Genomic DNA, 25,218 nt, shown 5'->3' with positions numbered 1-25,218 from the left:
GCACGGGTCGGCAGGCCTGGATTGATCCGGGGCAGGCCCCGGCTCTGGGATGATGGCGGCATGCGTTTTCCAATGACCGCCTCCCTCTCCCGGGGCCTGGGTGCCGCCTTGCTGACCATCCTGGCCGCCCTGCCCCTGACCCTACACGCGCAGGCCGGTGCAGCCTGCGACCCGGCCTCCACCGCCGCCGCCAGCCGCAATGCCTGCGCGGTCCAGGTCTTCCAGGAGGCCGACACCGCGCTCAACATCCGCTACCTGGACGTCATGCAGCAACTGCCCCAGGGCAAGCGCACGGGCCTGCGCCACGACCAGAACGGCTGGATCAAGGGCCGCACGGCGCGCTGCAAGGCCGCCACGCGCGACAGCGAAACCCAGCCCGAAGGCCCGCGCCTGTACCACGAATGCCTCACGGCCGCGACACAGGAGCGCATGCAAGCACTGGAGCGCTGGCTGCAGCACTGACCGCCGCACGCCCCCCACAGCCACCGACAGCCCCCCCCCAGAACAACAAGGGCCCCAGAGCCCAACGCAGGAGACAAGCCAGCCATGGACTTCGAACTCAACGACGACCAGCGCGCCTTTGCCGAATCGGCCCGCGCCTTTGCCCAGGCCGAACTCGCGCCCCATGCCGCGCACTGGGACCGTGAATCCATCTTCCCGCGCGAGGCCATCGCCAAGGCGGGCGAACTGGGCTTTTGCGGCCTGTACGCGCCCGAGAACGCCGGCGGCCTGCAGCTGCCGCGCCTGGACGCCACCATGGTCTTTGAGGAACTGGCCGCCGTCGATCCCTCCACCACCGCCTTCATCACCATCCACAACATGGCCACCTGGATGCTGGGCACCTGGGCCACCGACGCCGTGCGCGCCGAATGGGGCGAGGCCCTGACCAGCGGCCGCAAGCTGGCCAGCTACTGCCTGACCGAGCCCGGCGCAGGCTCGGACGCCGGCTCGCTCAAGACCCGGGCCGAGCTGGCGGGCCACGAATACATCATCAACGGCGCCAAGGCCTTCATCAGCGGCGCGGGCAGCACCGACATGCTGGTGCTGATGGCCAGAACGGGCGACGCAGGCTCGGGCGCCAGCGGCATCTCCGCCTTTGCCGTGCCCGCCGACCTGCCCGGCATCAGCTACGGCAAGAAGGAAGAAAAAATGGGCTGGAACAGCCAGCCCACGCGCGTCATCAGCTTCGACAACGTGCGCATTCCCGCCCAGAACCTGCTGGGCCGCGAGGGCGAAGGCTTCAAGATCGCCATGAAGGGCCTGGACGGAGGGCGCATCAACATCGCCACCTGCTCCGTGGGCGCCGCCCAGGGCGCGCTCACCCAGGCCCAGCAGTACATGCACGAGCGCAAGCAGTTCGGCAAGCCCATTGCCAGCTTCCAGGCCCTGCAGTTCAAGCTGGCCGACATGGCCACCGAACTCGTGGCCGCGCGCCAGATGGTGCGCCTGGCCGCCTCCAAGCTCGATGCCGGCGCGCGCGACGCTTCCACCTACTGCGCCATGGCCAAGCGCTTTGCCACCGATGCCGGCTTCATGGTCTGCAACGAGGCCCTGCAACTGCACGGTGGCTACGGCTACATCCGCGAATACCCGCTGGAGCGCCTCATGCGCGATGCCCGAGTGCACCAGATCCTCGAAGGCACGAACGAAATCATGCGCGTCATCATCGCGCGGCGCATGCTGGAAGGCGATGCGCCGGACATGATCCGCTGATTCATCCACATCCAGCCCGCGCCATGCCCGCCCGCCCGCTTTCCGACACCACGCTGCACCTCATAGACGCCGTGCGCGAAGCCCTGGCCGGCTGCGACGACGTGCAGGAAAAGCGCATGTTCGGCTGCCATGTCTTCATGGTCAACGGCAAGCTGTGCCTGGGCGTGGAAGACGACGAACTGCTGGTGCGGCTGCCGCCCTCGCAGCACGCGGCCGTGGCCGAGACGCCGGGCCTGCGCCCGCTCTCGTCCAAGGGCCAGATGGACGGCTACTTCTTCATCGGTCCCGCCGCCTACGCCACGCGCCAGCAGTGGCAGCACTGGATTGCCCAGGCCCTGGCCTTCAACCCCCACGCCAAGGCCACGCCGCCGAAAAAGCGCAAGCCCCAGGCCAGCGAACCCGCGCCCGCCGACGCCAAGACACCGCCAGCGCTGCCCGCCCCGGCCGGGCGCCGCACACGCAAGCACCCCATCTTCGGCGACGAGTAAGCCCCCTTTGCAGGAGAGCCCCATGCCCATCCGCATCGTCCAGCTAGGCAGCCCCCGCCACGCCGATGAAGGCCTGCGCATAGGCACCGTGCGCCGCCCGCCGCGCGGCGTGCCCAAGGCCGAATTCGCCAGCCGCGACTACTACGACGTCTGGTACCCCGAACTCTCGCCCCAGCCCGACACCATGCACACCGCGCTCGAATCGCACCGCCTGCAGGACCACGGCCAGCAGGCCGAGGCCGACAAGCTCTGGCAGCAATTCGTGCGCAAATTCCGCAAGGAAATGGCCGACCCCGCCGCCAGCCGCACCCTGGACCTGCTGGCCGCCCTCTCGCAGCACAGCGCCTTCGCCATCGGCTGCTACTGCGAGCAGGAGGCGCGCTGCCATCGCGGCATCCTGCGCTCCCTGCTCAAGGAACGCGGCGCCGACATTGCGAACGGTGACAAGGACACCGGCGACATGGACCCCGGCGAAAACTACACCGACGACACGGTCCACTGAGACACACCACAAGCTTCACAACACAGGAGACAAGCACATGCAGATCGCATTCATCGGACTCGGCAACATGGGCGGCCCCATGGCCATCAACCTGCACAAGGCCGGCCACACGGTCAAGGCCTTCGACCTCTCCAAAGACGCCTGCGCCAAGGTCGCTGCAGAGGGCGTGAGCATTGCCGCCAGCGCCGAGGACGCCGTGCAGGGCGCAGAAGCCGTGGTCTCCATGCTGCCCGCCAGCCAGCATGTGGAAGGCCTCTTCCTCGGCCGTGACGGCGCGGCCGGCCTGCTGCAGCGCATTGCCAAGGGCGCCCTCATCATCGACAGCTCCACCATCGCCGCCGCCACCAGCCAAAAGGTCGCCAAGGCCGCACAGGCCGCAGGCATCGCCTTCATCGACGCCCCCGTCTCCGGCGGCACGGGCGGTGCCATTGCAGGCACCCTCACCTTCATGGTGGGCGGCAGCGACGCCGACCTGGAGCGTGCCCGCCCCCTGCTCGAAAAAATGGGCGCCAACATCTTCCACGCCGGCGCCGTTGGCGCGGGCCAGACCGCCAAGATCTGCAACAACATGCTGCTGGGCATCCTCATGATCGGCACCAGCGAAGCCATCGCCCTGGGCGTGGCCAACGGCCTGGACCCCAAGGTCCTCAGCGAAATCATGCGCCGCAGCTCGGGCGGCAACTGGGCCCTGGAAAAATACAACCCCTTCCCCGGCGTCCACGAAAACGCCCCCGCCTCCAAGAACTACGCAGGCGGCTTCGGCACCGACCTCATGCTCAAGGACCTGGGCCTGGCCCAGGAAAACGCCATGGCCGTCAAGGCCTCCACGCCCCTGGGCGGCATGGCCCGCGCCATGTACGCCATGCACTCCATCGCCGGCAACGGCGCCCTGGACTTCTCCAGCGTCATCCGCTCCCTGCAAAAGAACGACTGACCGCCAGGCTCAGACCAGCGGACAATGCCCCTGCACCCGCGCCCGCCTCCCCAATCCCGTATGCCCGCGCCTGCGTCGGGCCGTCTGCGGGGTTGCAGTCCTGCCGAAGGACAGGACTGCTTCGTCAACTGACTCGCCGCAGTTGTCTGAACGGAGCGCGCAGCGCGCAGTGAGTTCTGCGGCGAACCCCGCAGGCGGCCCGACGCAGGTTGCCCCGCAGCGCAGCGAAGGGGTCGCGGACATCCGGGTCGTCTTTCTTTTGCATCCTTTTCTTCGGCCGGCGTACCGGTGACGAATCAAAGAAAGGTAGGTCGGCCGCCGGGCCGAAACCCGGCCTCGAAAAACAACCACCCGGCAGGGTCAAAAACAAGAAACCCCGACCGGGGTTTTCTCTCTTCAGACCCATGGCAGCCCTACGTAAGCTGCCACCGCCAACATCCGCCATTCCACAGAACACCCGCCAGCAACCATGACCACTACACCCCCCAACTTCGCCCCCATGCCCACCGAGGAAGGCTACTTCGGCCCCTACGGCGGCCAGTTGGTCCCGCCCCACCTCAAGCAGGCCATGGACGACATCAACACCGCCTACGCCGAAATCACGAAACGCCAAGACTTCCAGCAGGAACTGGCCCAGCTCTTCGCCGACTACGTGGGCCGCCCCAGCCCCATCTTCCACGCGCGGCGCCTGTCGGAGCAGCTCGGCGGCGCACAGATCCACCTCAAGCGCGAAGACCTCAACCACACCGGCGCCCACAAGATCAACCACTGCCTGGGCGAGGCGCTGCTGGCCAAGTTCATGGGCAAGAAAAAGGTCATCGCAGAAACCGGCGCCGGCCAGCACGGCGTGGCCCTGGCCACGGCCTGCGCGCTGGTGGGCATTCCCTGCGAGATCCACATGGGCCAGGTGGACATCGAGAAGGAACACCCCAACGTCACCAAGATGCGCATCCTGGGCTGCAAGCTCGTGCCCGTGACGCGCGGCGCGGCCACGCTCAAGGAGGCCGTGGACAGCGCCTTCGAGGAATACCTCACCAACCCCACCGACTACATCTACGCCATCGGCTCCGTGGTCGGCCCCCACCCGTTCCCGATGATGGTGCGCGACTTCCAGAGCATCATCGGCCGCGAGGCGCGCGAGCAATTCCAGGCCAAACACGGCAAGCTGCCCGACCATGTGGCTGCCTGCGTGGGCGGCGGCTCCAACGCCATGGGCATCTTCACCGCCTTCCTGGGCGATGCCTCGGTCAAGCTCGTCGGCGTGGAGCCCTCGGGCGAAGGCACGGACAAGCCCGGCCGCCACGCAGCCACCCTCAGCATGGGCAAGCCCGGCGAAATCCACGGCATGAAGTGCTACGTGCTGGAAAACGCAGACGGCACGCCGGCTGCCGCGCACAGCATTGCCTCGGGCCTGGACTATCCGGGCGTGGGCCCGCAGCACAGCTACCTCAAGGACCTGGGCCGCGTGCAGTACGAATCCGTCACCGACAAGGAATGCCTGGACGCCTTCATGCAGCTGTCGCGCGTGGAAGGCATCATCCCCGCGCTGGAAAGCGCCCACGCCGTGGCCTGGGCCATGCGCGTGGCGCCCGGCCTGCCCAAGGACCAGCACATCCTCATCAACCTCTCGGGCCGGGGCGACAAGGACGCCGACTACGTGGCCAAGGTGCTGGGCCTCTGAACGCAGAGCTTGCGCTGGATCAAGCCGCAGCACCCCGGAGGGTGCAAAGGGCGCCCTCTCCGACAACCGCTCTCCGGGACGGTGGAGACAATGGCCCCGACCGTTGTCTTGCCCAACCCCATTCCTGGAAGGAGCCACACCCATGAAGCCTGCCCAGTTCGCACGCACCGCCGCCCTCTCCATCGCCCTGGCCCTGACCTGCGCCACCGTCGCCCTGCCCGCCGCAGCCAAATCGGTGGCCGAATGGCAGACCATCACCAGCCAGGCCAAGATCCCGCTGGAGCAGGCCATCACCCGCGCCACCCAGGCCGTGCCCGGCAAAGCCATCGAAGCCCAGCTGGACGACGGCGACGGCACGGGCCCGCGCTACGAAATCGAAGTCATCACCCCGGCCGGCGACAGCGTGGAAGTCTGGGTCAACGCCATCACCGGCCAGGCCGCCCAGCACAAGAACGACGGCGCCGCCAAGCGCAAGGACCGCCAGCGCCTGGAAAAGGCCAAATCCACCATAGAGCAAGCCATCCAGGCCGCCACCCGCCACACACCGGGCACGCCCGTCAGCGCGGAACTGGACTCCCACTGGGGCCAGACCAGCTACCAGGTCGAAGTGCTGCAGGCCAACGGCACGCTCATGGAAGTCAAGATCGACGCCGTGGGCGGCGAAGTCATCCGGGCCAAGAAGGACTGACCCACGACCCCCACCCGGCAGCGCGCTTCAGCATGAGGCGCGCTTTTTTTTCGCCCATTTTTTGCGTCGTTCCCGCCATGCCCGCAGGCCATCCACGCCTGTTGCGCTCTTCAGGCCAACGCCACCGACACCCCCTCATCCGCAAACCGCTGCGCCGCCCTGAGCAGATAGCTCACGGCATAAAGAATGGGGTCGTCGGCCTCATCGCCATTGAGATGCTCCACCACCTCAATGGCATAGCCCAGGTTCACCGCCGTGTCGTGCAGCAGGCCCACCAGTTCCCTGTCTTCCGGCTCCAGCGACTGCGCCTGATCGGCCTTCACGTAGTAGATGCGCAGCAGATCCCGGCACACGCAATTGATGGCCGTGACCTTGTGGCGAGCGAGCAGGTCCAGCACATCCAGCGCGGCGCCCATGTGCAGGACGGCGTCTATGGCGAAGTCTTCGAGTTTGGGTGGGGGTGTGTTGGCGGGGGTTGGCTGGGGCATTGGTATCCTGACGAGAGGGCCTCGGTCCCCAGGTTCAATCACAAATAAAGGCTGGATGACCAAGTAGCAGAGCTTCCTGTTTTTTCAGAACGCTGTCTGCCAACTTTAGATGGAAATTTGTAAAGCTGCCGTGGGGCATCACAACGATGCAAGCATGCAGATAATCAAATATTCCAAATGTCAACTCGAAGCCAATGTCCGGACAATCTCCTTAGCCCGTTGGGAAGCAACGATTACCGCAGTAGAAAGTGTTTCAGCCATGACGGCAACCACACAGGGATCAAGTTCGCCTGGGTTGGCACCTCTCTGTTCAATCCATGCTTGGGCACCAGCCGTATTTCCGATAATCTTTCGGAACTCCTTAGCCCGTCGCTCTCCATTGACTCCAAAATAGTCAGCCCGCTTATAATTCCATGTATTCCTTATATTACTAGGCGCGCAGTCTTTATTTTCAAGCATCGCCATAAAATTGATAGCATCAGTCCAATTTCGGTCTTGAAAAATGACCTTAGCAACTTTACTCGCATTGTCCCATGCAAAGTAATGAGGCTTAGTGCCAATAGAGTTAAATCGCAATTTTCCAGCACGCTCAACACCCACAAAGTTATTGTGACCTTTGTTAAAGAATTCTGCAAAGCTAGTGCCTGTTGCCTTAAGCTTAAGATCATTCATGTCACTCTCATCAACTGAGAACGAAATGCGTCCAAACATTTTTGTTAATTCAATGCATGCAAAAAAAGCACTGTAATAGGCAGATACCAAAAGCCAAGCAGAATTATCTGATTGAAGCAACTCAAGAACTGTTTTGTACTGTTGTTCGACGCGCGAAGCGCCCAGAAAGAAATCAGATAGTCGAGCTTCAGGAAGAACTTTGCTGTTGTAAACAGCATCCCCATGCGCAACCTCATAGACCTCAAACGAAGATTCATCCAGAATATCAACCGCAATCCTACGGTCTTGACAAATCGAGTATTTCAGAGTGGCGTTGAAGGTCAACGTTTCCAATGTAAGCGGACCACTGCGGCCCGCTAAGTCACTGAGCGCCCTAGAGCAACGATCAGATATTACTTGACTGACTCGTCCCATATTTAGAACAAATCATTTGAAAGTTTGCGCTTCTTGTCCATATCGAGCTTATCGATTAGATCTTTTTCAAGATTGGTTATCGCTTCTTCGTTTGTACCGGTGTGGATTTCGAAATTAATAAGTTGAAGCGCCTCAAAAACGTAAACAAAAGCTTCTGACTTAAGAGTTCTATGCAGCATTAGTGCATTATCGCAGGCTTTCGGGAAAACTCTAAAAATCGCTTGAAAGAACGCTGACTGCGTGAGCTTCTCCGGAATTGCGAGCTCAAGTAGATTCCCATAAACACCAGACAAGTAATTTTTGAGCAGTATCTTCTTTTGCTCGTATTCGAGATCTCTCAACAAATCCGTTGCGAGCACCTTGTTAATCGCCACCTCAAAAGGCACATGGGAAAGATAGCCTGGCCCTTTTTGCTCAGCGCTCAGTTTTCCACAAAGCGGCGAATCTACCTCAACATTAAGCTCTCGGAATAGGCGGAGTCTGATGTCGTCAATTGAGTCTTGTGCGACCAAGAATTTCGTCAACTCTATTCGAAGTGTTTTTGGAACGCCTTTTGCAAAAGAATTAATATCAACAAAGTACTGAACCTGTGCAACTTGCGATAGTCCAGTAAGAATGCATACTGGAAGCTTCACATCTGGTCCACCATTGTCAAATGCGATTTTTGCGCCATACAGCCGGTGCTGTCCATCGATAACAAGAAGCGACCCAAGCTCATCAGGAAGCGTCAAAATTTTTTTATCGGAATTAAATGAGGGTGCAAATTCATGCTGCGCACTCAAAACAATAGCACCGGGAACCACTCTCTCTTCTAAATACTTAGCTATACGTCGTGCTCGGGGAGCGTCTAGTTGGCGCTGAAATCCTTCAGCTGCGTTAGTCGATACGCGCTCCACTCGACACAGTGGAAAAAGTTCGCTCGCCCGCATAGCAGTCAGATAAAATCCCGTGCCGGCATGACTTAGATCAAATGCTTGAATTTCCATTTAAATTTTCCACCATCAATAAATTCGCTATATTTTCAACAATCCAACAGAAAACTCCGACCACACTCCTATATATATTTGTCTTAAAGTTTTTCAGAAAACTAAAATCATTGCATTTTTTCCATAGCACACTACACAGATACTAAGACGAAGCTGTACGACGCTTCATAAAATAGTCCAACTAACGGCCCACAAGCACCCAAACTTGACTTCTCGTTCGCTCCGAATTCTGAGTGTGGACTGCATTCTGTCACAAATTGTGGACTAATAGTTGATGCCAAACTGCAGAGATGAGCCAAAAAGTCGGCGATGAGTGCTAACTCCACCACCAACTGCAATGTTCGACTTCTCACAGCTGTTAATGATCACAGTGCTGCAACCCGCGATCACGTGCCCTAATCCCCCTCTAAGCAGATGTTCAGTCCCACAGTGAGATGGTGCGGATGAAGTCTAAAGCGGCTTGGATCTTTTTCCCATGCCTCGCAAATCGCCCGGAATGGTGTCTTCCACCTGAGCGCCTTCAAGTACTTGCCGAAGTTGTAGCTTTGAACGAAGGCCTGGACATGCTCCCGTAGCTGCTCCAGCCCCTCGTACTCGTAGGCCTTGATCGTGGATTCCTTGATGGTCCGGTTCATGCGCTCGACCATACCGTTCGTCCAGGGGTGATACGGTTTGGTATGCCTTTTCTCGATGCCATTGGTGACGCCGCCTCTGAAGCGCTCTTGCCCTGTAAAGGCCATGCCGTTGTCTGTCAGGACGGTATGTATGCGGTAAGGGAAGGCTGCAAGCACCTGCCGAAGGAACTGCGCTGCGTTGGCTTTCGTGGCCCTGTCAAAGAACGCGACATGCGTGAATTTTGTGACGCGATCCATGGCAACAAACATGTGCTGTTTGCCGTTGGAGATCTTCATTTCGGCGCTGTCGCTGTGCACGAAACCGAGTGTCGTTTCTTCAAACTTTCCGTGCCTTCGTAGCACGTGCGTTGTGGGCTGTCGGCTGATTCCGTGACGCTGTAGGCATCGATGCAAGGCGCTGCGACTGAGCTTGGGCGCCGTCTCCAAAAGGTGCCCCATGAGATCGTCCAGCGACAGATGCCCTTGCTTGCGCAACACAATTGCCAGGTGTTCTTGCTCTTGAGAAAGATACTGGCTTGTTCTGCCCCGACGACCCATGGGCTCATCGAGCACCGAGGTGCGCGCACGCCACTTGGCCACGGTCTTGGGGTTGATGCCGTAGAGCTGGGCTAAGGACCGATGGGAACCGGTCGCTAGCTGGAGCTCTGCGCGGATACGCGGCGTCGTGCGGGCGCTGCCATGCAGGCGGATTGCCATAGTGCTTTCTCCTGTTCCAAGCTGAAGAATGCACCATGACTTCCTGGGACCGTACATCTTAAGCAAGCTCCAAAGTCCCGACATGAAACACGCCCGGCCCGAACAAATAGCCAGCCGGTATCGCCATCGCAAAGTTGCTGAATGGGCTCCCCCAGAAATGCATGCCGTACAGGGTGCCATCAACTCCGATGACGGGAGATCCACTGTCCCCTGGTTGGGTGGCAGCCTGGAACTGGTACGCGCACACGATCTGGACATCTCCGCAGCCCGGATAAGGTAGCTGGACTTCGGGCCAGGTTTTCACATAGACCGCGTTCACAAGGCGTCCAGGCGCATAGATCGTGCAATCTTGCGGCTCTGAAAGGCCCATGTCCACACTACTGGGCTGCATGCCACTGTGTACCCATCGGACTGTGCTGCCGACCTCGATGCGGGCGAGGGCAGCATCGATCTGGGAAGGCTGCTGGGGTGCCATGGGGACGGCCTCGAACAACTGACCGAAGGGCACACCTTGCCGGTCAGAGACCAGTGCATCTATCACGATGTGGCATCCCCCCACCTTAGGTGACAACGTCAGCACATGATGGCAACTGAGCGCGAACAGATCTGGTTGCCCCTGAGCCCGAACTAGACAGCAGACTGCCCCCGTGCCACGGATCGCAGATTCACTGGCCGATACCACCAGGATCCCAGTCGCCGCATTGGTAGCAAGGTGAGGGCCGCTATCGGCCAACTCTTCGACATCCGTGGGGACATAAACCTGACGTCCGCGACCATCAATCTTGATCGTGGTCCTGATGGTTTGAGGCAGTTGCTTACCTGAATCGGCTTTGTGCAGCACCAGAAATCCTAGGCAAAGCGTGGACAAGCGCTCGCCAGCGGTCATCTTGTGCCCAACGCCCACCGAAAGCACTTCCGGGAACTCTTGTTTGAGCAGCTTGGACCTATTCCGACAAAGCCGCGTGAGCACCTGCAACTGTATTTCGGATGGCAGTTGCTTCCAGAGGTCTGCGGACGAGGCTGCCGACGGCGCTTTGGCCTTCGAGACGCGGCTTGGCATCGCTTAGATCCCAGAAATCTCGATATCTTGCGTAGCAAACTGCTTCGACTGCACCGACAACAGTTGCTGGAGCGACACCTTGGTGGCGTATTTGGCTGGCTTCTGTACTCCTCCTGTAAGTGTCGCGGTGGCCATCAGCTTTTTGCCTGCAGTCACATCGGAGATGACCCAGAATCCGCCGTCGGTGCCCTTCTCCGTCTTCAGCAGGTCGTTCACTGTCGCGGTGAACTTAGCTGCGTCGAACGCGGGAGTGCTTGCCGAGGCAACTACTGCGACAGGTGCCGACATCGTCTTGCCTTGTCCATCGACGTCAAAGTACCTCTGCAGGTTCATCGGTGTATCGCCGGTTGGCTTCGCGGCCTCCACGACGACGACTTCGTAGACATTGAATGCGAGGTTCGTATAAGGTCGTTGGGGAATCAGCAAGCGTGCCTTTTCAGTGTCTTGGTCTTTAATCGCATCACTGCCGATTTCATTTGGCTTGAGCATCGGGTACAAGCCGGGTGCAGCAACGAGCACCTTGGTTACTTTCACCAAAACCCTGGTCCCGGGGACCAACCCTTTCGCCGTCTCTATCGGCTTTCCGCCCTCACTCTCGCCAGATTGGGGTGCTCCCGTGAGTGCGGAGGCCGGCAGAATCTTGTTCTGGGCTAGCTTGGACAGCGCGCCGAGACCAGTCGAATAAAAATCCAGCAACGGCCGAACAATGCCGCTGTTGTCGATGCGCGCGTCCAGCCCATAGAGCCCCCAACCTTGGACCATCGTGACGCCGGCGGTGGTATTGCCTAAGCCCTGCTGCCCTTGGATGACGTACTTTTCGTCAAAATCCGGCATCCAAACTACATCGAAGAAACGACGGCCCAGTGTCGTAGGAAATGGAGTGGCCGATTGCGTCATTGACATGTTGTACTGCCCGACTGGCGTGCTGCTTGCCGCTTCCGGGGCACTCGTGGCCGGCTTGGGAGCGTTGGCCCCAGTTGCTGGTGTGCTCGCTGCGGTGGTTGAGGCCTGGGCGCCTACATCGCCCATCTGCGGCCCTGCAGTCAGCACGGCTGGTGAAACCAGCGAAACGGCCGAGGCCGGAAACCGTACAGAGGATTCCTTGCTGAGATCGGCGGCCAGAGTTCCGCCAAAGTCGCCCTTTACGTTGTCGATCAACAGGTACTGTCCATCAGGCGTGAGTTGCCCCACCGACAGAAACACTTTGGAGGAGATGACAAAGGGCTCGTACACCTGAACATAGGGCCGCGGAAGATAAAACGGAATACCCTCAGGCTGTGGCTGGCCCTCATTCACTTTTATGACCTTGACGCTGGCGCAGCCAGCCAAAACAATCAGCGCGCAGCAGACTGCCGGGAAAAATAGTTTTTTCATAGATGTCTCCCTCTATCGCAGCATTGGTTGAATGGATCAAAGCAATGGTCGGGCGAAACCTTGAGACGCAAACAGCCCCGTCTTTCAGTCGGCACATTCATAACAATGAGTTGCAACGCAACGAATGCATATTCGTAGTTACCCCAACACTTTGCCAGTTGCTGCGAATTCCATTGCGTTGACGCTGAGGGGCAAGCGCAATTTCGGCGTTATATGGTATTGGCGTCACATGAGACCAACCAATGACGGGTCCGCTATGACAACGGAAGCCTCACAAATTATACCGAGCGCCTCCATCCGACCTCATTTCAGTTTCCTGTACACAACCTGTGAGCCGCATAACTCGCTGCACAGCAGACATCTTCCTGACCGGCTCGAACGAATGCAATGGGTCCACCGCCGACAACGAGCAATTGGCACAGCTCGGCCGTCATGGATCCACTCGGCCTGATATTCCCCACCATTTTTAGTTCGCCACATAAAATGTGCCCTTGGCTCGCAGGAGCTTCAAACCCTGCATGAGCGAACAGCCCGATCATTTTGAGATACAGCTAGGGATACAGGGGTGCGCGCAAGCCGGCAGTGAGCAATGAAGCCACCCGCCCCAGCATGCTATCCATGCTTGCAACCAAGCATTCCTGACGCATAAAATTTCACTCTAACTCCTATGTGTATCCGACTAACTCCTATGTGTATCCGACGCAGCCACTGGCACCAAAAAACGCCAACCCCTTTTGTCGTGCAATGTCGATTTGCAGACAACTTGAACTCTTTTTCCTAAAACTCCGCTGCCTGGAGATGCCCAGTTCGTTTCAAGTGTAGCAGCGCACTGTTCGACTATTATTTTTGGATTTATTCGAACAGCAGTTAACTGTGTTCTCTTCTGCCTTTTTTCTTTCATCAAAAATTCATCTGCAGATCTCTTTATTTCTTGCAAATCTTGGATTGGTGGTGAATTTTTCTCACCAGCAGACGTGGTGCCAGAAATCATGATCCCCACCAAAATAAAGAAGATTCTCGTCATTGTCTTTGCACAGTTGATTTACGGCAGTCTCAAATATGAAGTGCAACACCTGAGCCTTAGGTAACGTGCACGAATGACTTCACCATACACACACTGACAATCAGAAGATTGCCTGGCCTTGGCATCCCTAGTGCGTCTGAGCCGGGGTGCAGCGTTCAGGAGCCTTGCCGTGCAAACGCACAGCTGCCGCACATCGGCAACTTCGGCGGCTCGGCCTATCCCATCGATCTGGGGTTCATGGGCTGAAGCCGTGCGCGCGGGCCTGCACGGCCGATTCGAGTCAGCCTCTGGGTGGCCCTGAGGGCGCCTTTGAAAATTCCGAATTTTCAGGGACCGGGATTGCGAAGACGATGGGGCCACTCAGTTCAAGTGGAGACAAAAATGCGATTCGAATTCCGCCCAATTGCCACACCAATTGCTACCCCAATTGCCACGCTGGCCCGGCATGCACGGCATGGCTTGTTCATCGCAGCGGCCCTGTCCGGCGCGCTGGCGCAGGCGGCACCGCTGCCGTTGGACATGGCCACGACTTCCGAGCAGCGGTTTCAACTGGCCCTGGAGGCGCAGACTGCGGGTGACTACGCCTCCATGCTCGCGTTGCTGCGCCAGGCGGCCCGGGATGGCGAGCCACAAGCCCAGGAAACACTGGCATGGATTCTTCTGGCAGGCCCAACCCTGTATGGCACCGCGGTGAAAGCAGATCGCTGCGAAGCAGTGCATTGGCTGCGGCAAGCCGTTGCAAAAGGGAATCAAACGGCCAAAAGCCAGCTGGATTTCCTGAACCGCCTGCGCAATGCGCCGAGTGCAATGCGCCGAGTGGCAAGATGGCGTGCACATCCGAGTGGGAAGGGTGATATGCGCAAAATCATTTTCGGATCGCAGCGCCATCCTCAAGAATGCGCTGCGGGCACAACGCTACTGAGACCACGCCTGGAGCACTGACCACCTCACGACGGACTTGTGCCCGTCCTCACCCAGCATTCACCAGCGCCTTCGCAAACGCCCCTTCGCCCGCCACAGTCAACACCAGTTTTTGTGTCGCCCGCTTCGCAGCCACATAGAACAGTTTGGCCTCGTCCGCCGCATCTTCGCCTTCACGCGGCATCTGCCCCACTCCTGCAACGGCCACGACCGGAAACTCCAATCCCTTGCTGGCGTGCATTGTCATCACTTTGATGGTGTCGGCCAGTGGATCGAAGTCACCTGAACGATGTCGCACGCGATGCGGCAGTCTTCGGCGGCCAAGTGCCATGGCGCACTGGTTCATGGAGTCGTGATCGCGGCACAGGATGGCCATGTCACCCCAGGCGTGGCCTTCCTGATGCGCCGCAGCCAGCAGCTCGGCGATCTTGGCGGGCTCGTCCCGCAAGCTCGGCAGGTGCACGATCAGCGGCTCCTGCCCTTCGCGGCCGCAGCTGATGGGTTGCACCAGCGGAACACCGTCATCATCCTGGGCATTGGGTTGCAGGAACTCGGCGGCGACGCGGTTGGCGATTTGCAGAATCTGCCTGGTGTTGCGGTAGTTGATCTTGAGAATGGTCGTGCGCCCAGAGGCCTGGATTCCCACGCTCTTGAAGCTGAAGCCACGCGCCTTGCTCTTGCCATAGATGTTCTGGGCGCTGTCGTACAGGATCAACAGGCTGTTGGTCTCAGGGTCGACCATCTGGGTGACGAGCTTGAGCCATTCAGGCTGAAAGTCGTGCCCCTCGTCGACCATCACGGCCTGGTATTGCCCGGACGGAATCTGTTGCCGGTCCACGCCGCGAATCACAAACTCCACCATCTGATCAAACATGCCTGGGCCCTGAGCGGGTAGCGTCTGGCCATAGGCCACCAACTGCTGGCGGCACCACCTGTGGAAGTTGCGGGCATGCACCCGGTCGGCCAGGCCCTTGGCCGCAAACCAGGCATTGAGCTTCACGGCCAAGGGCTCGTTGTAGCAGAGCACGAGGATGGGCTTGGTCGAAGCGGTCTTGGCCAGGTGTTCAGCACGATAGCCAAGAATCATGGTCTTGCCTGAGCCGGCAACTCCGTGGATCACGCGATGCCCATCGCCCAGGCTGCGCGCGAGTTGCTCCTGCTGCAAGTCCATGACGCGCATGATGTCCGGCAGCTCGTCCGCGTCTTCCGGCAGAAGGCTGCCTTGCACCGGAACACGCACCTGCGGGAACATGATCCACCGCGTGCGCTCGAGCTGCGGCACCGACATGGCTTTGCCGAAAGCGTGGGGGAACATGTTCCACAGGCGTTGCTGAAAAGCCTCCGCATCAACGGATTCCAGCATCTCGTCCTTGCAGATGACCAGATGCGCATCAATCGTCTGGTCCAGTGCAGATTCTTCAAACTGCTTGCGCGTGATGTTGGTGAACACCACGCCGCTGCCCCAGGGAAATGCCAGCTTTCCCTGATGAGTGCCTTCGCCGTGAATGAGTTGCTGATCCCGCTCCAGCGCATTGACCACTTGAATGGCGCAGTGTCGCGCCTGGGCTGCCGGATTGATGACGACCTTGGGCCTTCCATCCACGACGAGCGTCCAGGCCTGTTTGGTAGCCTCTTGAACCGTCTCGAGCCGCCAATCCTTGGTCTCAAGAATCAGAACGCCCCTGCGTGGATGAATGACGACGAAGTCAGGATGCGTCTGCTTGGGACCGATGGGTACGTCATACCAGAGCATGTAATCGTCTTCGAGCTTTTGCTCCAACCGCTCGGCCAGGCGTCGCTCGCCAGGCGTCATGCGCCCAACGCACGCGCCCATCGCAGGAATCAGTACCGCCACTTTCTTCTCCTCTACAGAGCGGCTGAGGATACCGCACGCACTATCTCTTCAGGAATTCGATGACTGGCCAATCCCAAGCCATCGAAAATCCGGAATTGAATTCTGAACGGCTCTCTGTTGAATTTCCTCGACTCACGCGGAAACCAGCATGGAATTTGAAGGCGCTTCTGAAATGGCCAAGCAGAGGAGGATTTGATTGTGAAAGTGCTTGGCTCGGACGTATGCCTGCCATCTACGCACTCGACGACTACCGCTTTGGGCAATGCCGTAAGACTGCTGGAGGTCGAAAGGTCCAGCCATTGCGGCAACCCCGCACTTTCGCCGCAACGGCGGCGCTGCTCCGTGCAGGTGCCATAGGAGGCGACATCAGCGTTGCGGCCCGTCGCAGCGCCTTCGCGCTGGACGAACCGCCCTGGATCGCCTTGGCCCCGTTGTCTTGCCTATGCCAAGCAGTCGCAGTCGTTCAGGGAGCGCCGTATTCGCTCAGTTTCTTGCTGAACCTAAAGGTCCACAGTCGCTGCGTGCGATCGTTGACGTCATTGGTGGTGAAGCGAAGGCTCGCCGCGCCCTTGGCGCATTGGCCGTCGTTCACGATCTTGCCGTCGGCGTCCACCATGCATTTGGTGACGTTCGAGCCTTCGATTTCCTTGCCGCTGGCGTCCAGCACGGCCAGCGAAACACCGAAGTCGGTGTCGTTGGTCAGCGCCAGCGTGTAGTCATCGACCAGCGCCAGGCCTTCGGCCTTCTCGGCCACCCAGCCGGTGGCGTTCAGGTTGAAGAGCCGGGTCTTCTTGAGCGTCACGACCTTGGAATAGTCCGAGCCATTGACCGGCTTGCCAGTCAGGCTGCTCTTTTCCAGGTCGGAGCCCAGCGCGGTGATATCGGTGGCGTTGGCCGGAAACTCGATCAGAACCAGGTCGTTGAAGACTTTCTTGTCCTTGCCCGTGCCTTGCTCGATGGCGATGAATTTCCCCTTGCCCAGTGAGACCACATCACCCAGCTTGGCATTGCCGGTCTTGCCTTGGTTGTACCAGCGGCTGTCCACGGGCAAGGCAAACAGGCGGGTTTTCTCGGTAGTCGGGTCAAACTCCACCCAACGCACAAAGCGAGCGTAGTCGCGCACGTTCTCCGATTTGCCAGTGGCGTCGGCAACGGCAGCGGTGGTGTAGTCGGCCTTGCCGTCGTCCAGGGGGCTTTGCAGGAAGCCGTGCAGCTTGCCGCTGGCCGCATCGATGCTCAGCCCCTCCATGCCACGGTTGGCGCGGCGCTTGGCGAGAATGGCCGGCAGATCGGCCGCGCCGGTGCCGGGCCCGTATTTCTTCTGGATGATGCCGGTCGCCGGGTCGATCTTCACGATGAAGGGTCCGTATTCGTCGGACACCCACAGCGCATTGCGTGCGGCATCCACCACCACGGATTCTGTGTCCAGGCCGAATTCGCTGTAGCCCTTGGCCTTGCCGGGATAGGTGAAGGTGTCGTCCAGGACTTGCTCGCCCGTGTTGCCTGTGATGCCCCGTGGCTGCACGCGGCCGTTGGCGTTCTGTGTGGCGCTGAATCTGAGCGGCAGGGTGGAGACGAGCCTGGCTCCGTCCTTTCCGAGGGCGATCACGCCGATAGACGGAGTGAAGTTGGGCGAGGGAAACACCGTGGAACTGGCAAAGCCCGCGGGATTGGAGCCGTCGGTGATCTGCGTGACCGGGCCGGTGGTCGCGTTCGGGCCGCGATCGGTGATGGCGTAGAACTCCAGCGTGCCGTCGGCACGCCTGCCCTTCAAGGCCAGGCCCGAACCGTAGGCTGGCAGAAAGCCCTTGGGAAAATCGGCCTTGGTGGCGGGGTGTTGGCCTTCGTAGGGGAAATAGAACCTGTCGTCGAACTGGACTTCCTGGCGCGTGACGGTGGCGCGGATGCTGCCGACGCCGGTGGTCTGCGCCACCGTCTCGGAGCCGGCGACCTGGAGCGGGCGGGTGTCGGCGCAGGCGCTCAGCAAGGCAGCCGCGGCGGCGATCACTGCCATCAGGCAGGAAGAGGAAGTGGGGGGGCGCATGGCGAGTAGGTCTTGAGAAGAAGAGGCAAGCCTGATAGGTAGATCGGCAGATAGGCAGATCGGCAGGCCCTGCGTGGCAAGGGCCTGCCTCACCTTGAAGGCTTCGTTTCTGGAAAAGGCGCTGTGCCGCTCAGAACGAGTGGCTGATACCCAGATCCACACCGGTCGAGCCGGCGTTGGCCACACCCGCAGGGCCGCCAATCAGGCCGACGCTGGCGCCGTTCTTGTTGTTCACACGCGCCAGCCCTGCGTACAGAGAGGTGCGCTTGGAGAAGTCGTAGACATATCCGATCGAATACTTGTCGGCCTTGCCGCCGCTGCGCGTGAGGGCAGAGGCGTTGCCGCTGAACTTGGCGCTGGCGTACTTGATGCGCAAGCTGCCTGGCCCCATGGGGATGGTCGCGCCCAGGTAGAAGCCGTCCACCTTCCCGGAGGTTGCGCCGTTGACGGGCTCCCACTTCAGGCTGTTGTATCCGCCATTGAGCAGGAAACTGCCGAAGTTGTACGAGGCGCCCAGCACCAGGTCTTCGAGATCGCTGGTTGCAGCGATGGCGCTGGGCGAAGCCACGGCCGCGGTACCGTCGATCCGGCCGTAGCCGATACCCACGTTCAGCGGGCCAGAGCGATAGCCCAGGTTGCCGCCTATGTACCTGCGGGCCTTGCTTGCGCCAGAGCCGGAGGCGTTCTCGTCGCCAAAGGAAACCGAGAACTGGCCATAGATACCGCCCAGGTCGCTCGGCAGGAAGTAGCCCACGGCGTTGCTGATGCGCGTGCGGTCGACCACGCCGCTTTGGCTGGCGGCGTTATAGGCAGTCTGGCGGATCGTCTGGAACAGATTGGCCTGCACACCGGTGGTGGTGTCGGGGCCCGCGAAAGCGGTGAAGATGTTGTAGCTGGGGGTGTAGTCGCGACCCAGCCGGATTTCACCCCAGGAATTGTTGCTCAGCCCGATCGTGGAGCGGCGCTCGAAGCCAAGGGAGCCGCTGCTGCCGCCAGAGCCGACATCGGGGTTGAGGCCGCCTTCAAGCCAGAGCTGAGCTCGGTTGCCGCCGCCGAGGTCCTCCGTGCCGCGCAAGCCAAGCAAGCTGGTCTTGCCTTGGCTGGAGTTCAGTGCATTGAGCCTGTTGCTGCCGGACTTGGCAACGGTGACACCGACGTCCACCACACCAAAAATGGTGACGGAAGATTGTGCCAGGGCCAAGCTGGAAGAAGAGGCGAAGAATGTGCCCATCGCGAGTCCCAGAATGCGCGAGCACGTTTTTTGATTTTTCATTGGCGAGATACGAACCGAACTTATTAATGAGAATGACGGTAGCCTCCTGCCACCGCTGCGGGAACTCTAGGCAACACATAAGTATTCTTCGTGACAGCTGTGCTGTGTGACATGAAAGTCACAGCAGCGGCGGTGCCTGCGGCACGTTTCCCGCAGGGAAGCCCCATCGCCGCCACCCTTCAGCCATGGCCTGCACGACGGGGCAGATCATTCATTGCCGATTTGTTTGATTCATATTCGAGAAATTGGCGGAAATATGCATTCTTTTGCCATTTTCCCAATAAGGTTCTCGACTTCCATATTTTCAATGGAACATTTCGAGCGTTCGTCGATCGATTCATCGGTCATTGGGGACCCAAATTCAGCCCATTGCACAGCCAGTTCAACCCCATAGTCCCTGGGGGGGCGAAGTCCCACAAGAATTGCCGCACCGAGGACTGCAGCCTCAACATCGGTCGCACCAGCAGTCACAGCTATGATCCCCAGGCAGCATCGCCGTCCCCGCCAGCGGCGAGCGGCCCCCTCTCCTCCACCCAACGCCCCGCTCCACCCCCCATGATCCAAGAGTCCGAAGAGATTGCCCTGCTTCGCGAGGAAAACGCCAGGCTGCGGGCGCAGCTGGCGATTGCCACGGCGGGCCATGCCAGCGCCATACAGGGCGCGGGCGCCAGCGATCAGGACCCTTTCGATGCGCAGGTCGCGGACCAGAAGACGCTGTTCTCGGATTTCATCGAGCATCTGCCGATAGGCCTGTGCCTGGTGGGCAAGGGTGGCAAGGTGCTGATGTCCAACCCGGCCTACCGCCATTTCCTGCCGGACACCCCCATCCCTTCGCTGCTGTCGGCCGAGGAAGACCGCGGGCGCTGGCGCAGTTGGGACAAGGATGGCAAGCCCGTTCCCCGCGACCAGTTTGTGGCCGCCCGCGCGTTCCGCGGTGAGTTGGTGGTGCCGGGCGTTGACTGTGTCTATGACACGCCCCAGGGGCTCGAGGTATGGACGCGCGTTTTCGGGGTGCCGCTGCGCAATGCGGACAAGGAAGTCGTGGCCACGGCCATCGCCATTTTGGACATCGATGCGGAACGGCGGGCGCTGGACATGTTGCGCCAGAGCGAGGAAAGGCTGGATGCGCTGGTTCGCTCCTCCTCGGAGGTGCGCTACTCCATCAGTGCGGACTGGAGCGAGCTGCACCAACTGGCAGGCGGCGGGTTCATCCCTGACACGCAGGCGTCCAACACGAACTGGCTGGAAGACTACATCCCCCCGGAGGACCGCGACCTAGTGCGCGCGGAGATCGCGCGGGCCATCCGCACGAAGACGGACTACGTGATCGAGCACCGGGTGAACCGCGTCGATGGCAGCGTGGGCTGGGCGTTCTCGCGCGCCGTGCCGCTGTTCGATGCCGCAGGCGCCATCACCGGCTGGCTGGGAGCGGCCTCCGACATCACCGAGCGCAAGCAGGCCCAGGCCGCGCTGGAGCGCTTGAATGCCACGCTGGAGGAACAGGTGGCAGAGCGCACGGCCGACCGCAACGCGCTGTGGCAGCTGTCATCCGACATCATGATGCGCTGCACGTTCGAGGGCATCATCACTGCGGTCAACCCGGCCTGGACCGAGGTATTGGGCTGGCGTGAAGACGAGCTGCTCGGCACCACGCTTTTTCATCTCATCCATCCCGAGGATCTAGCGCGCACCATCCAGGACACGCAAGAGCTGGCCACAGGCATGGCGCATGCCCGGTTTGACAACCGGTATCGCCATCGGGACGGGAGCTACCGCTGGATCTCCTGGTCCACCCGTTCGGCGGCAGGCCGCATCAACGCAGTGGGCCGCGACATCACCTCCGAAATGGCCAAGGCCGAAGCGCTGGCCAAGGTGCAGGAGCAACTGCGCCAGTCGCAGAAGATGGAGGCCGTGGGCCAGTTGACGGGCGGTCTTGCACACGACTTCAACAACCTGCTGGCGGCCGTCATGGGCAATCTGGAGCTGCTGCAGCGGATGCTGGCACGCGGCCAGGTGGACAACCTCACGCGCTTCATCCATGGAGCGCAGGGGGCGGTGCGGCGCGCCGCCACGCTCACGCAGCGGCTGCTTGCGTTCTCGCGCCGGCAGATTCTGGACTCCAAGCCCACCGATATGGCCGCGCTCCTGGCCGACTGGGAGGACCTGCTGCGCAGGACGGTGGGCGCCAGCGTGGACATCGACATCGTGCCGGCAGCCCATCTGTGGCATGCGCAAATCGATGGGACGCAGCTGGAGAACGCCATCCTGAACCTGTGCATCAACGCCCGCGATGCCATGCCCGAAGGCGGCCGGCTGACCATCAGGACAGCCAATATCGAGCTTGAAGAGGCGGCAGCCCGGGAGTGGGACCTTCCGCCGGGCGGCTATGTGTCGCTGTGCGTCACCGATACGGGCACCGGCATGTCGGAGCAGACCATTGCGCGCGCCTTCGAGCCGTTCTACACCACCAAGCCGGTGGGCCATGGAACGGGGTTGGGGCTGTCGATGATCTACGGCTTCGCGCGGCAATCGGGAGGAGCGGTCAGGATCTTCTCCCAGCCGGGCCAGGGCACCACGGTCTGCCTGTATCTGCCCAGGTGCGACGCCGCGCCCGTTGCAGAACGCGCGGTCGATGCGGCAAGGCAGGTGGTGGTTCCTGCCCAAAGGACCTTGCTGGTCGTGGATGACGAAGCCCCGATCCGCCATCTCATCGACGAGGCGCTTGTCGACCTGGGCTACACGGTGCTTGCCGTGGCCGATGCAGCCGCCGCACTGCAGGTACTGCGCGCCGGAACCCGGGTGGACATGCTGATCACGGACATGAGGCTTCGCGGCGGAATGAACGGCAAGCAGCTGGCCGACGAGGCACGCCTGGCCCGTTCCGACCTGCCGGTGCTCTTCATCACCGGGTTCACCGAGGCATCTCCGCTCAGCCAGGAAAACCTGCACCCCGGTACGCAGCTTCTGACCAAGCCGTTCACATTGGAGGCGCTGGCGCTCAAGGTGGCGGAGATTCTGGGCAGTACAGACGCTGTGCCATTGGACTGAGTCGTGTGGCTGGGGCCGTGGTGACCGGCAGATTCCGGGCGCCTGTCTCGCAGTTCAAACCCCGTCACATCGCATCTCCCTCGGCCCGCGTAGTGGCAATGTGGGCAGACTCGATCGGCGACGACGCAGGGGTACTGCCAAAGCGGCAAGAGCACTCAGATGTACGGCCCCAGAAACTTACGGATTCATCAAGCCTGCGAACCAGCAAAAGCCTTGCTCATCTTGAATCCGAATGCTTGTGTTTAGACCGCTGATCGTCAATTCACGCAAATTCCTAGGAAGTATCTTATTTTTCAGAAAAAATAGAAAACGACAGCAGTCTCCACTTGATCTGAAAATTCGAAAGAACTTAGACTGATAGCGCCAGTCACTGCCATGTGGCAGCAAAGGCCTATTAACATTTCAGCACAGAGGGAACTATGCCAAGTAAAATTCTGACCGGATCTATACTTTTTCTCGTATCAATCTCTGCAATGGCTCAAGATTTTCTGATAGGGAATGAGGAAATTGAAAAGAACGGCATGCCAATGGTCGCCAGAAGTATTTCTGGCAGCATGGCTGGAATGAGTGGTACCGTGACCATCAATCTAGTCAAGCTATCAAATGGATCATATCTCTACGAAACCACCAATCAAAATGATGAAGCGATTGAATTCAACAAGAGGCTGTGCGAGATATACGGAGACAAGCATCCAGAATCTCCCGGAAAAATGGTAATTGGTAGCGATGAAAGGAATATACCTCTTCACTGCGAACCAGCGTCCCCTCAAAAGGAAATGTCATTCAAACAACAATCTGACTACTATTACATGCCTGGTGGCCAATGGAACTACAGACCTGTTCTATCTCTAAGCTATGACCCTTACCCGCGTGCTGGCTCATACACAAGAGTATCTGCAAGTGCAGGCGTTGACTTTTCTGTACCAAAAGGCGGCGATCTTTCACTTGCCGTTGGAGTTCGAGGGATTCCAAATTGCTATAATAATGGTTTCACCATGGCTGGTAGCATTCCAGTCGCAAATCTGCAAGTTGCAGTTCTATGCTACATGTACCCACATTTGGCCGGCACAGGGGGAAAGGCCGTTTCTGCTCGAGCAGTTTCGGAAAGCAAATACTCGGCCAGTGAGAATGGGATAATGGAAATCTATTGAAGCAATAGTAAACCAGGTTTATGACCCCAGGAAGCCATGGCGCCTTCTTCAGCCTAAAACAGAAGAAAGTACCATGGCAACCCGTCTTGGATGATGGTGCCCGCACAACACCGCACATCCGCGCATAATTTCAGCCGGCATTCGTCCATCAACGGCCTTGGTCAATTACTTCACAGGCCGTTGATATGAAAAAAGCTCTGACAAGATCCAGCTTTTTGCGCAGTTTGCTGGCTGGCGCAGTCTTGCTGATCACCGCATGCGGGGACGCAAAAAACGCAACCGCTTGCGAAAACCATGACCTTAATCTGGTTCGAAAGAATGTACTGAAAAAACTGAAAGAGAAATTTCCTCAGTACGTATTCGATATCACCAAGGTGACGTTTTCTCCGGGAGAAAAAGTGCCTTTTTGGCACGTGGAGGCCATCACCCAATCGAATGGTAAGGAGCTGGTGGTTTTCGCCATGCACTATTGCGAAGGGTCTGTAGAGGTGACAGCCCTCAACCCCTACCACCCTTGACGGCGGTGGAGGCCATCGCCCTCACCCTCTCAATGAAAGCCTGCAGCACCGCCGCAGGCTGGTCCGCCCGCCAGGCCATAACGGCGGGCGTCATGGCCTGCTGCGGACCGCGCAGCGGCACGAACACCACGCCGTTCATGCCCACGCGCTGCATGCAGCTGGGCACCAGGGCCACGCCCTGCTCTGCCGAGACCAGGGCCATGACGGTGAGCCACTGGCGCGCGGCGTGGCGTGTGTGGGGGTGGATGCCGGCCTGCTGCAGGCAGGCGATGACGTTGTCGTAGTTGGCCGGGGCCACTTCGCGGGCGAACATGACGAAGGTGTCGCGGGCCAGTTCGCGCAGGTCGATGTCGGGCTGCTGCGCCAGCACATGCGTGGCGGGCAGGCAGCAGACAAAGGGTTCCTCGCCGATCGACAGGGTCTGCAGGCCGTCTGGCGGGGTCGCTATGTTGAGAAAGCCGCAGTCGATCTGGCCGCTGGCAATGGCCTGCAGTTGCTCGCGCGTGGACATTTCATGCAGGCAGACTTCGACCAGGGGGCGTTCTGCGCGGAAGGCGCGGCAGAAGTCGGGCACCTGGCGGTAGACCATGGAGCCGGTGATGCCCACGTCCAGCCGGCCCTGCATGCCTTCGGCCACGCCGCGCACCACGTCGGCCGCATGCTGCAGCTGGGCGAGCACCTTGCGTGCCTCGACCAGGAAGGCCTCGCCCGCAGGGGTGAGGCGCACGTTCTTGGCGTCGCGGTCCATGAGGCTGGCGCCCAGGTCCTGCTCCAGGGTCTTGAGCGCCATGCTCAGCGGCGGCTGGGTGATGCACAGCCGCTGGGCCGCGCGGCCGAAGTGACGTTCCTCGGCCAGGGCGACGAAATAGCGCAGCAGGTGGGTCTTCATGAGAGGCGGCGGATGGGGAGCAAGCGAGATGGCATCTTGCACCATGGCTACCTCTGAAATACAGATTGATAAATCATGGGACTTCAGATGGTTCGCAGCCACAAAACCCGCGCACCTCAACTTTGAGACACCGAGGAAGGGCCGCCCCGCACCGAGGGTGTCGT

22 protein-coding genes are annotated in these 25,218 nt (G+C 60.0%); 11 read left to right on the top strand and 11 right to left on the bottom strand.

The window, feature by feature from the left end:
• Nucleotides 1–60: 60 nt before the first annotated feature.
• The 7 genes from DTS01S_RS21455 (at nucleotide 61) to DTS01S_RS21425 (ending at nucleotide 6,006) form a co-directional block, all read left to right on the top strand.
• Entirely contained in the window at nucleotides 61–462 is a 402-nt protein-coding gene (locus DTS01S_RS21455; protein WP_026062212.1) for a lysozyme inhibitor LprI family protein, read from the top strand.
• 84 nt (nucleotides 463–546) lie between these two features.
• Nucleotides 547–1,713: an acyl-CoA dehydrogenase family protein gene (locus DTS01S_RS21450; protein ID WP_016446004.1), complete on the top strand. Its 1,167-nt coding sequence runs from the start codon at nucleotides 547–549 to the stop codon at nucleotides 1,711–1,713.
• A gap of 23 nt (nucleotides 1,714–1,736) precedes the next feature.
• On the top strand, nucleotides 1,737–2,201 hold the full coding sequence (locus tag DTS01S_RS21445; RefSeq protein ID WP_017404774.1) for a TfoX/Sxy family protein: 465 nt from the start codon (nucleotides 1,737–1,739) through the stop codon (nucleotides 2,199–2,201).
• A 22-nt stretch (nucleotides 2,202–2,223) separates the two neighbouring features.
• Entirely contained in the window at nucleotides 2,224–2,703 is a 480-nt protein-coding gene (locus tag DTS01S_RS21440; protein ID WP_017404773.1) for a DUF488 domain-containing protein, read from the top strand.
• A gap of 37 nt (nucleotides 2,704–2,740) precedes the next feature.
• Nucleotides 2,741–3,637, top strand: a complete 897-nt coding sequence (mmsB, locus tag DTS01S_RS21435; RefSeq protein ID WP_017404772.1) for a 3-hydroxyisobutyrate dehydrogenase — start codon at nucleotides 2,741–2,743, stop codon at nucleotides 3,635–3,637.
• 469 nt (nucleotides 3,638–4,106) lie between these two features.
• Nucleotides 4,107–5,318, top strand: a complete 1,212-nt coding sequence (trpB, locus tag DTS01S_RS21430) for a tryptophan synthase subunit beta (RefSeq protein WP_061288715.1) — start codon at nucleotides 4,107–4,109, stop codon at nucleotides 5,316–5,318.
• A gap of 142 nt (nucleotides 5,319–5,460) precedes the next feature.
• The gene (locus tag DTS01S_RS21425; protein WP_017407921.1) at nucleotides 5,461–6,006 is read left to right on the top strand and encodes a PepSY domain-containing protein; all 546 of its coding nucleotides are present in this window, start codon (nucleotides 5,461–5,463) and stop codon (nucleotides 6,004–6,006) included.
• Nucleotides 6,007–6,116: 110 nt separating this feature from the next.
• Here the strand turns inward: DTS01S_RS21425 and DTS01S_RS21420 are convergent, their stop codons facing one another.
• The 7 genes from DTS01S_RS21420 to DTS01S_RS30635 form a co-directional block, all read right to left on the bottom strand.
• Nucleotides 6,117–6,494: a hypothetical protein gene (locus DTS01S_RS21420; RefSeq protein ID WP_061288713.1), complete on the bottom strand. Its 378-nt coding sequence runs from the start codon at nucleotides 6,492–6,494 to the stop codon at nucleotides 6,117–6,119.
• Nucleotides 6,495–6,674: 180 nt separating this feature from the next.
• Nucleotides 6,675–7,490 (bottom strand): hypothetical protein, encoded by an 816-nt coding sequence (locus DTS01S_RS30640; RefSeq protein WP_139223884.1) that lies wholly within the window; start codon nucleotides 7,488–7,490, stop codon nucleotides 6,675–6,677.
• Nucleotides 7,491–7,582: 92 nt separating this feature from the next.
• The gene (locus tag DTS01S_RS29905; protein ID WP_074932004.1) at nucleotides 7,583–8,566 is read right to left on the bottom strand and encodes a DGQHR domain-containing protein; all 984 of its coding nucleotides are present in this window, start codon (nucleotides 8,564–8,566) and stop codon (nucleotides 7,583–7,585) included.
• Between the two features lie 395 nt (nucleotides 8,567–8,961).
• Complete coding sequence (locus DTS01S_RS21405; protein ID WP_017405733.1) at nucleotides 8,962–9,897, bottom strand: integrase core domain-containing protein; 936 nt, start codon at nucleotides 9,895–9,897, stop codon at nucleotides 8,962–8,964.
• Between the two features lie 58 nt (nucleotides 9,898–9,955).
• The gene (locus DTS01S_RS21400; protein ID WP_017405732.1) at nucleotides 9,956–10,957 is read right to left on the bottom strand and encodes a serine protease family protein; all 1,002 of its coding nucleotides are present in this window, start codon (nucleotides 10,955–10,957) and stop codon (nucleotides 9,956–9,958) included.
• Nucleotides 10,958–10,960: 3 nt separating this feature from the next.
• On the bottom strand, nucleotides 10,961–12,331 hold the full coding sequence (locus tag DTS01S_RS21395; RefSeq protein WP_026062471.1) for a hypothetical protein: 1,371 nt from the start codon (nucleotides 12,329–12,331) through the stop codon (nucleotides 10,961–10,963).
• A gap of 679 nt (nucleotides 12,332–13,010) precedes the next feature.
• Entirely contained in the window at nucleotides 13,011–13,355 is a 345-nt protein-coding gene (locus DTS01S_RS30635) for a hypothetical protein (RefSeq protein ID WP_139223885.1), read from the bottom strand.
• Nucleotides 13,356–13,736: 381 nt separating this feature from the next.
• On the opposite strand from DTS01S_RS30635, the gene DTS01S_RS29900 reads away from it, so the two are divergent.
• Nucleotides 13,737–14,297: an SEL1-like repeat protein gene (locus DTS01S_RS29900; protein WP_370671643.1), complete on the top strand. Its 561-nt coding sequence runs from the start codon at nucleotides 13,737–13,739 to the stop codon at nucleotides 14,295–14,297.
• A 28-nt stretch (nucleotides 14,298–14,325) separates the two neighbouring features.
• Here DTS01S_RS29900 and DTS01S_RS21390 read toward each other — a convergent pair whose 3' ends face one another.
• From DTS01S_RS21390 to DTS01S_RS21380, 3 genes are all read right to left on the bottom strand, one after another.
• The gene (locus DTS01S_RS21390) at nucleotides 14,326–16,089 is read right to left on the bottom strand and encodes a DEAD/DEAH box helicase (RefSeq protein ID WP_061288711.1); all 1,764 of its coding nucleotides are present in this window, start codon (nucleotides 16,087–16,089) and stop codon (nucleotides 14,326–14,328) included.
• 505 nt (nucleotides 16,090–16,594) lie between these two features.
• Nucleotides 16,595–18,175: an esterase-like activity of phytase family protein gene (locus DTS01S_RS21385; protein ID WP_026062469.1), complete on the bottom strand. Its 1,581-nt coding sequence runs from the start codon at nucleotides 18,173–18,175 to the stop codon at nucleotides 16,595–16,597.
• 130 nt (nucleotides 18,176–18,305) lie between these two features.
• A complete protein-coding gene (locus DTS01S_RS21380; RefSeq protein WP_017405727.1) occupies nucleotides 18,306–19,406 on the bottom strand; it encodes a porin in 1,101 nt (366 codons plus the stop codon).
• Between the two features lie 597 nt (nucleotides 19,407–20,003).
• Here DTS01S_RS21380 and DTS01S_RS21375 point away from each other — a divergent pair.
• The 3 genes from DTS01S_RS21375 (at nucleotide 20,004) to DTS01S_RS29890 (ending at nucleotide 24,165) form a co-directional block, all read left to right on the top strand.
• The gene (locus DTS01S_RS21375) at nucleotides 20,004–22,496 is read left to right on the top strand and encodes a hybrid sensor histidine kinase/response regulator (protein WP_061288709.1); all 2,493 of its coding nucleotides are present in this window, start codon (nucleotides 20,004–20,006) and stop codon (nucleotides 22,494–22,496) included.
• A gap of 473 nt (nucleotides 22,497–22,969) precedes the next feature.
• Nucleotides 22,970–23,647, top strand: coding sequence for a hypothetical protein (locus DTS01S_RS29895; RefSeq protein WP_241150406.1), 678 nt, complete (start codon nucleotides 22,970–22,972; stop codon nucleotides 23,645–23,647).
• Nucleotides 23,648–23,832: 185 nt separating this feature from the next.
• Complete coding sequence (locus tag DTS01S_RS29890) at nucleotides 23,833–24,165, top strand: hypothetical protein (protein WP_074932011.1); 333 nt, start codon at nucleotides 23,833–23,835, stop codon at nucleotides 24,163–24,165.
• On the opposite strand, the gene DTS01S_RS21365 is transcribed toward DTS01S_RS29890, so the two are convergent.
• Nucleotides 24,146–25,099: a LysR substrate-binding domain-containing protein gene (locus DTS01S_RS21365; RefSeq protein ID WP_061288707.1), complete on the bottom strand. Its 954-nt coding sequence runs from the start codon at nucleotides 25,097–25,099 to the stop codon at nucleotides 24,146–24,148. The two genes, DTS01S_RS29890 and DTS01S_RS21365, sit on opposite strands and share 20 nt — an antisense overlap.
• Nucleotides 25,100–25,218 lie beyond the last annotated feature (119 nt).

The sequence above is a fragment of the Delftia tsuruhatensis NBRC 16741 genome, from assembly GCF_001571325.1.
Classification (GTDB): domain Bacteria; phylum Pseudomonadota; class Gammaproteobacteria; order Burkholderiales; family Burkholderiaceae_C; genus Comamonas; species Comamonas tsuruhatensis.
The sequence above is the reverse complement of the archived record's forward strand: the minus strand, read 5'-3'. Positions and strand labels throughout refer to the sequence as shown.

Excerpts from the sequence above, each read along its gene's own strand:
- DTS01S_RS21400 (WP_017405732.1), bottom strand. The coding sequence starts at position 10,957 with ATGCCAAGCCGCGTCTCGAAGGCCAAAGCGCCGTCGGCAGCCTCGTCC.
- DTS01S_RS21395 (WP_026062471.1), bottom strand. The coding sequence starts at position 12,331 with ATGAAAAAACTATTTTTCCCGGCAGTCTGCTGCGCGCTGATTGTTTTG.
- DTS01S_RS30635 (WP_139223885.1), bottom strand. The coding sequence starts at position 13,355 with ATGACGAGAATCTTCTTTATTTTGGTGGGGATCATGATTTCTGGCACC.
- DTS01S_RS21380 (WP_017405727.1), bottom strand. The coding sequence starts at position 19,406 with ATGGGCACATTCTTCGCCTCTTCTTCCAGCTTGGCCCTGGCACAATCT.
- DTS01S_RS21445 (WP_017404774.1), top strand. The coding sequence starts at position 1,737 with ATGCCCGCCCGCCCGCTTTCCGACACCACGCTGCACCTCATAGACGCC.
- DTS01S_RS21450 (WP_016446004.1), top strand. The coding sequence starts at position 547 with ATGGACTTCGAACTCAACGACGACCAGCGCGCCTTTGCCGAATCGGCC.
- DTS01S_RS21455 (WP_026062212.1), top strand. The coding sequence starts at position 61 with ATGCGTTTTCCAATGACCGCCTCCCTCTCCCGGGGCCTGGGTGCCGCC.
- DTS01S_RS21405 (WP_017405733.1), bottom strand. The coding sequence starts at position 9,897 with ATGGCAATCCGCCTGCATGGCAGCGCCCGCACGACGCCGCGTATCCGC.
- DTS01S_RS29905 (WP_074932004.1), bottom strand. The coding sequence starts at position 8,566 with ATGGAAATTCAAGCATTTGATCTAAGTCATGCCGGCACGGGATTTTAT.
- DTS01S_RS29900 (WP_370671643.1), top strand. The coding sequence starts at position 13,737 with ATGCGATTCGAATTCCGCCCAATTGCCACACCAATTGCTACCCCAATT.
- DTS01S_RS21365 (WP_061288707.1), bottom strand. The coding sequence starts at position 25,099 with ATGGTGCAAGATGCCATCTCGCTTGCTCCCCATCCGCCGCCTCTCATG.
- DTS01S_RS21420 (WP_061288713.1), bottom strand. The coding sequence starts at position 6,494 with ATGCCCCAGCCAACCCCCGCCAACACACCCCCACCCAAACTCGAAGAC.
- DTS01S_RS21385 (WP_026062469.1), bottom strand. The coding sequence starts at position 18,175 with ATGCGCCCCCCCACTTCCTCTTCCTGCCTGATGGCAGTGATCGCCGCC.
- DTS01S_RS21375 (WP_061288709.1), top strand. The coding sequence starts at position 20,004 with ATGATCCAAGAGTCCGAAGAGATTGCCCTGCTTCGCGAGGAAAACGCC.
- DTS01S_RS21425 (WP_017407921.1), top strand. The coding sequence starts at position 5,461 with ATGAAGCCTGCCCAGTTCGCACGCACCGCCGCCCTCTCCATCGCCCTG.
- trpB (WP_061288715.1), top strand. The coding sequence starts at position 4,107 with ATGACCACTACACCCCCCAACTTCGCCCCCATGCCCACCGAGGAAGGC.
- mmsB (WP_017404772.1), top strand. The coding sequence starts at position 2,741 with ATGCAGATCGCATTCATCGGACTCGGCAACATGGGCGGCCCCATGGCC.
- DTS01S_RS21440 (WP_017404773.1), top strand. The coding sequence starts at position 2,224 with ATGCCCATCCGCATCGTCCAGCTAGGCAGCCCCCGCCACGCCGATGAA.
- DTS01S_RS21390 (WP_061288711.1), bottom strand. The coding sequence starts at position 16,089 with ATGACGCCTGGCGAGCGACGCCTGGCCGAGCGGTTGGAGCAAAAGCTC.
- DTS01S_RS29890 (WP_074932011.1), top strand. The coding sequence starts at position 23,833 with ATGAAAAAAGCTCTGACAAGATCCAGCTTTTTGCGCAGTTTGCTGGCT.
- DTS01S_RS29895 (WP_241150406.1), top strand. The coding sequence starts at position 22,970 with ATGGCTCAAGATTTTCTGATAGGGAATGAGGAAATTGAAAAGAACGGC.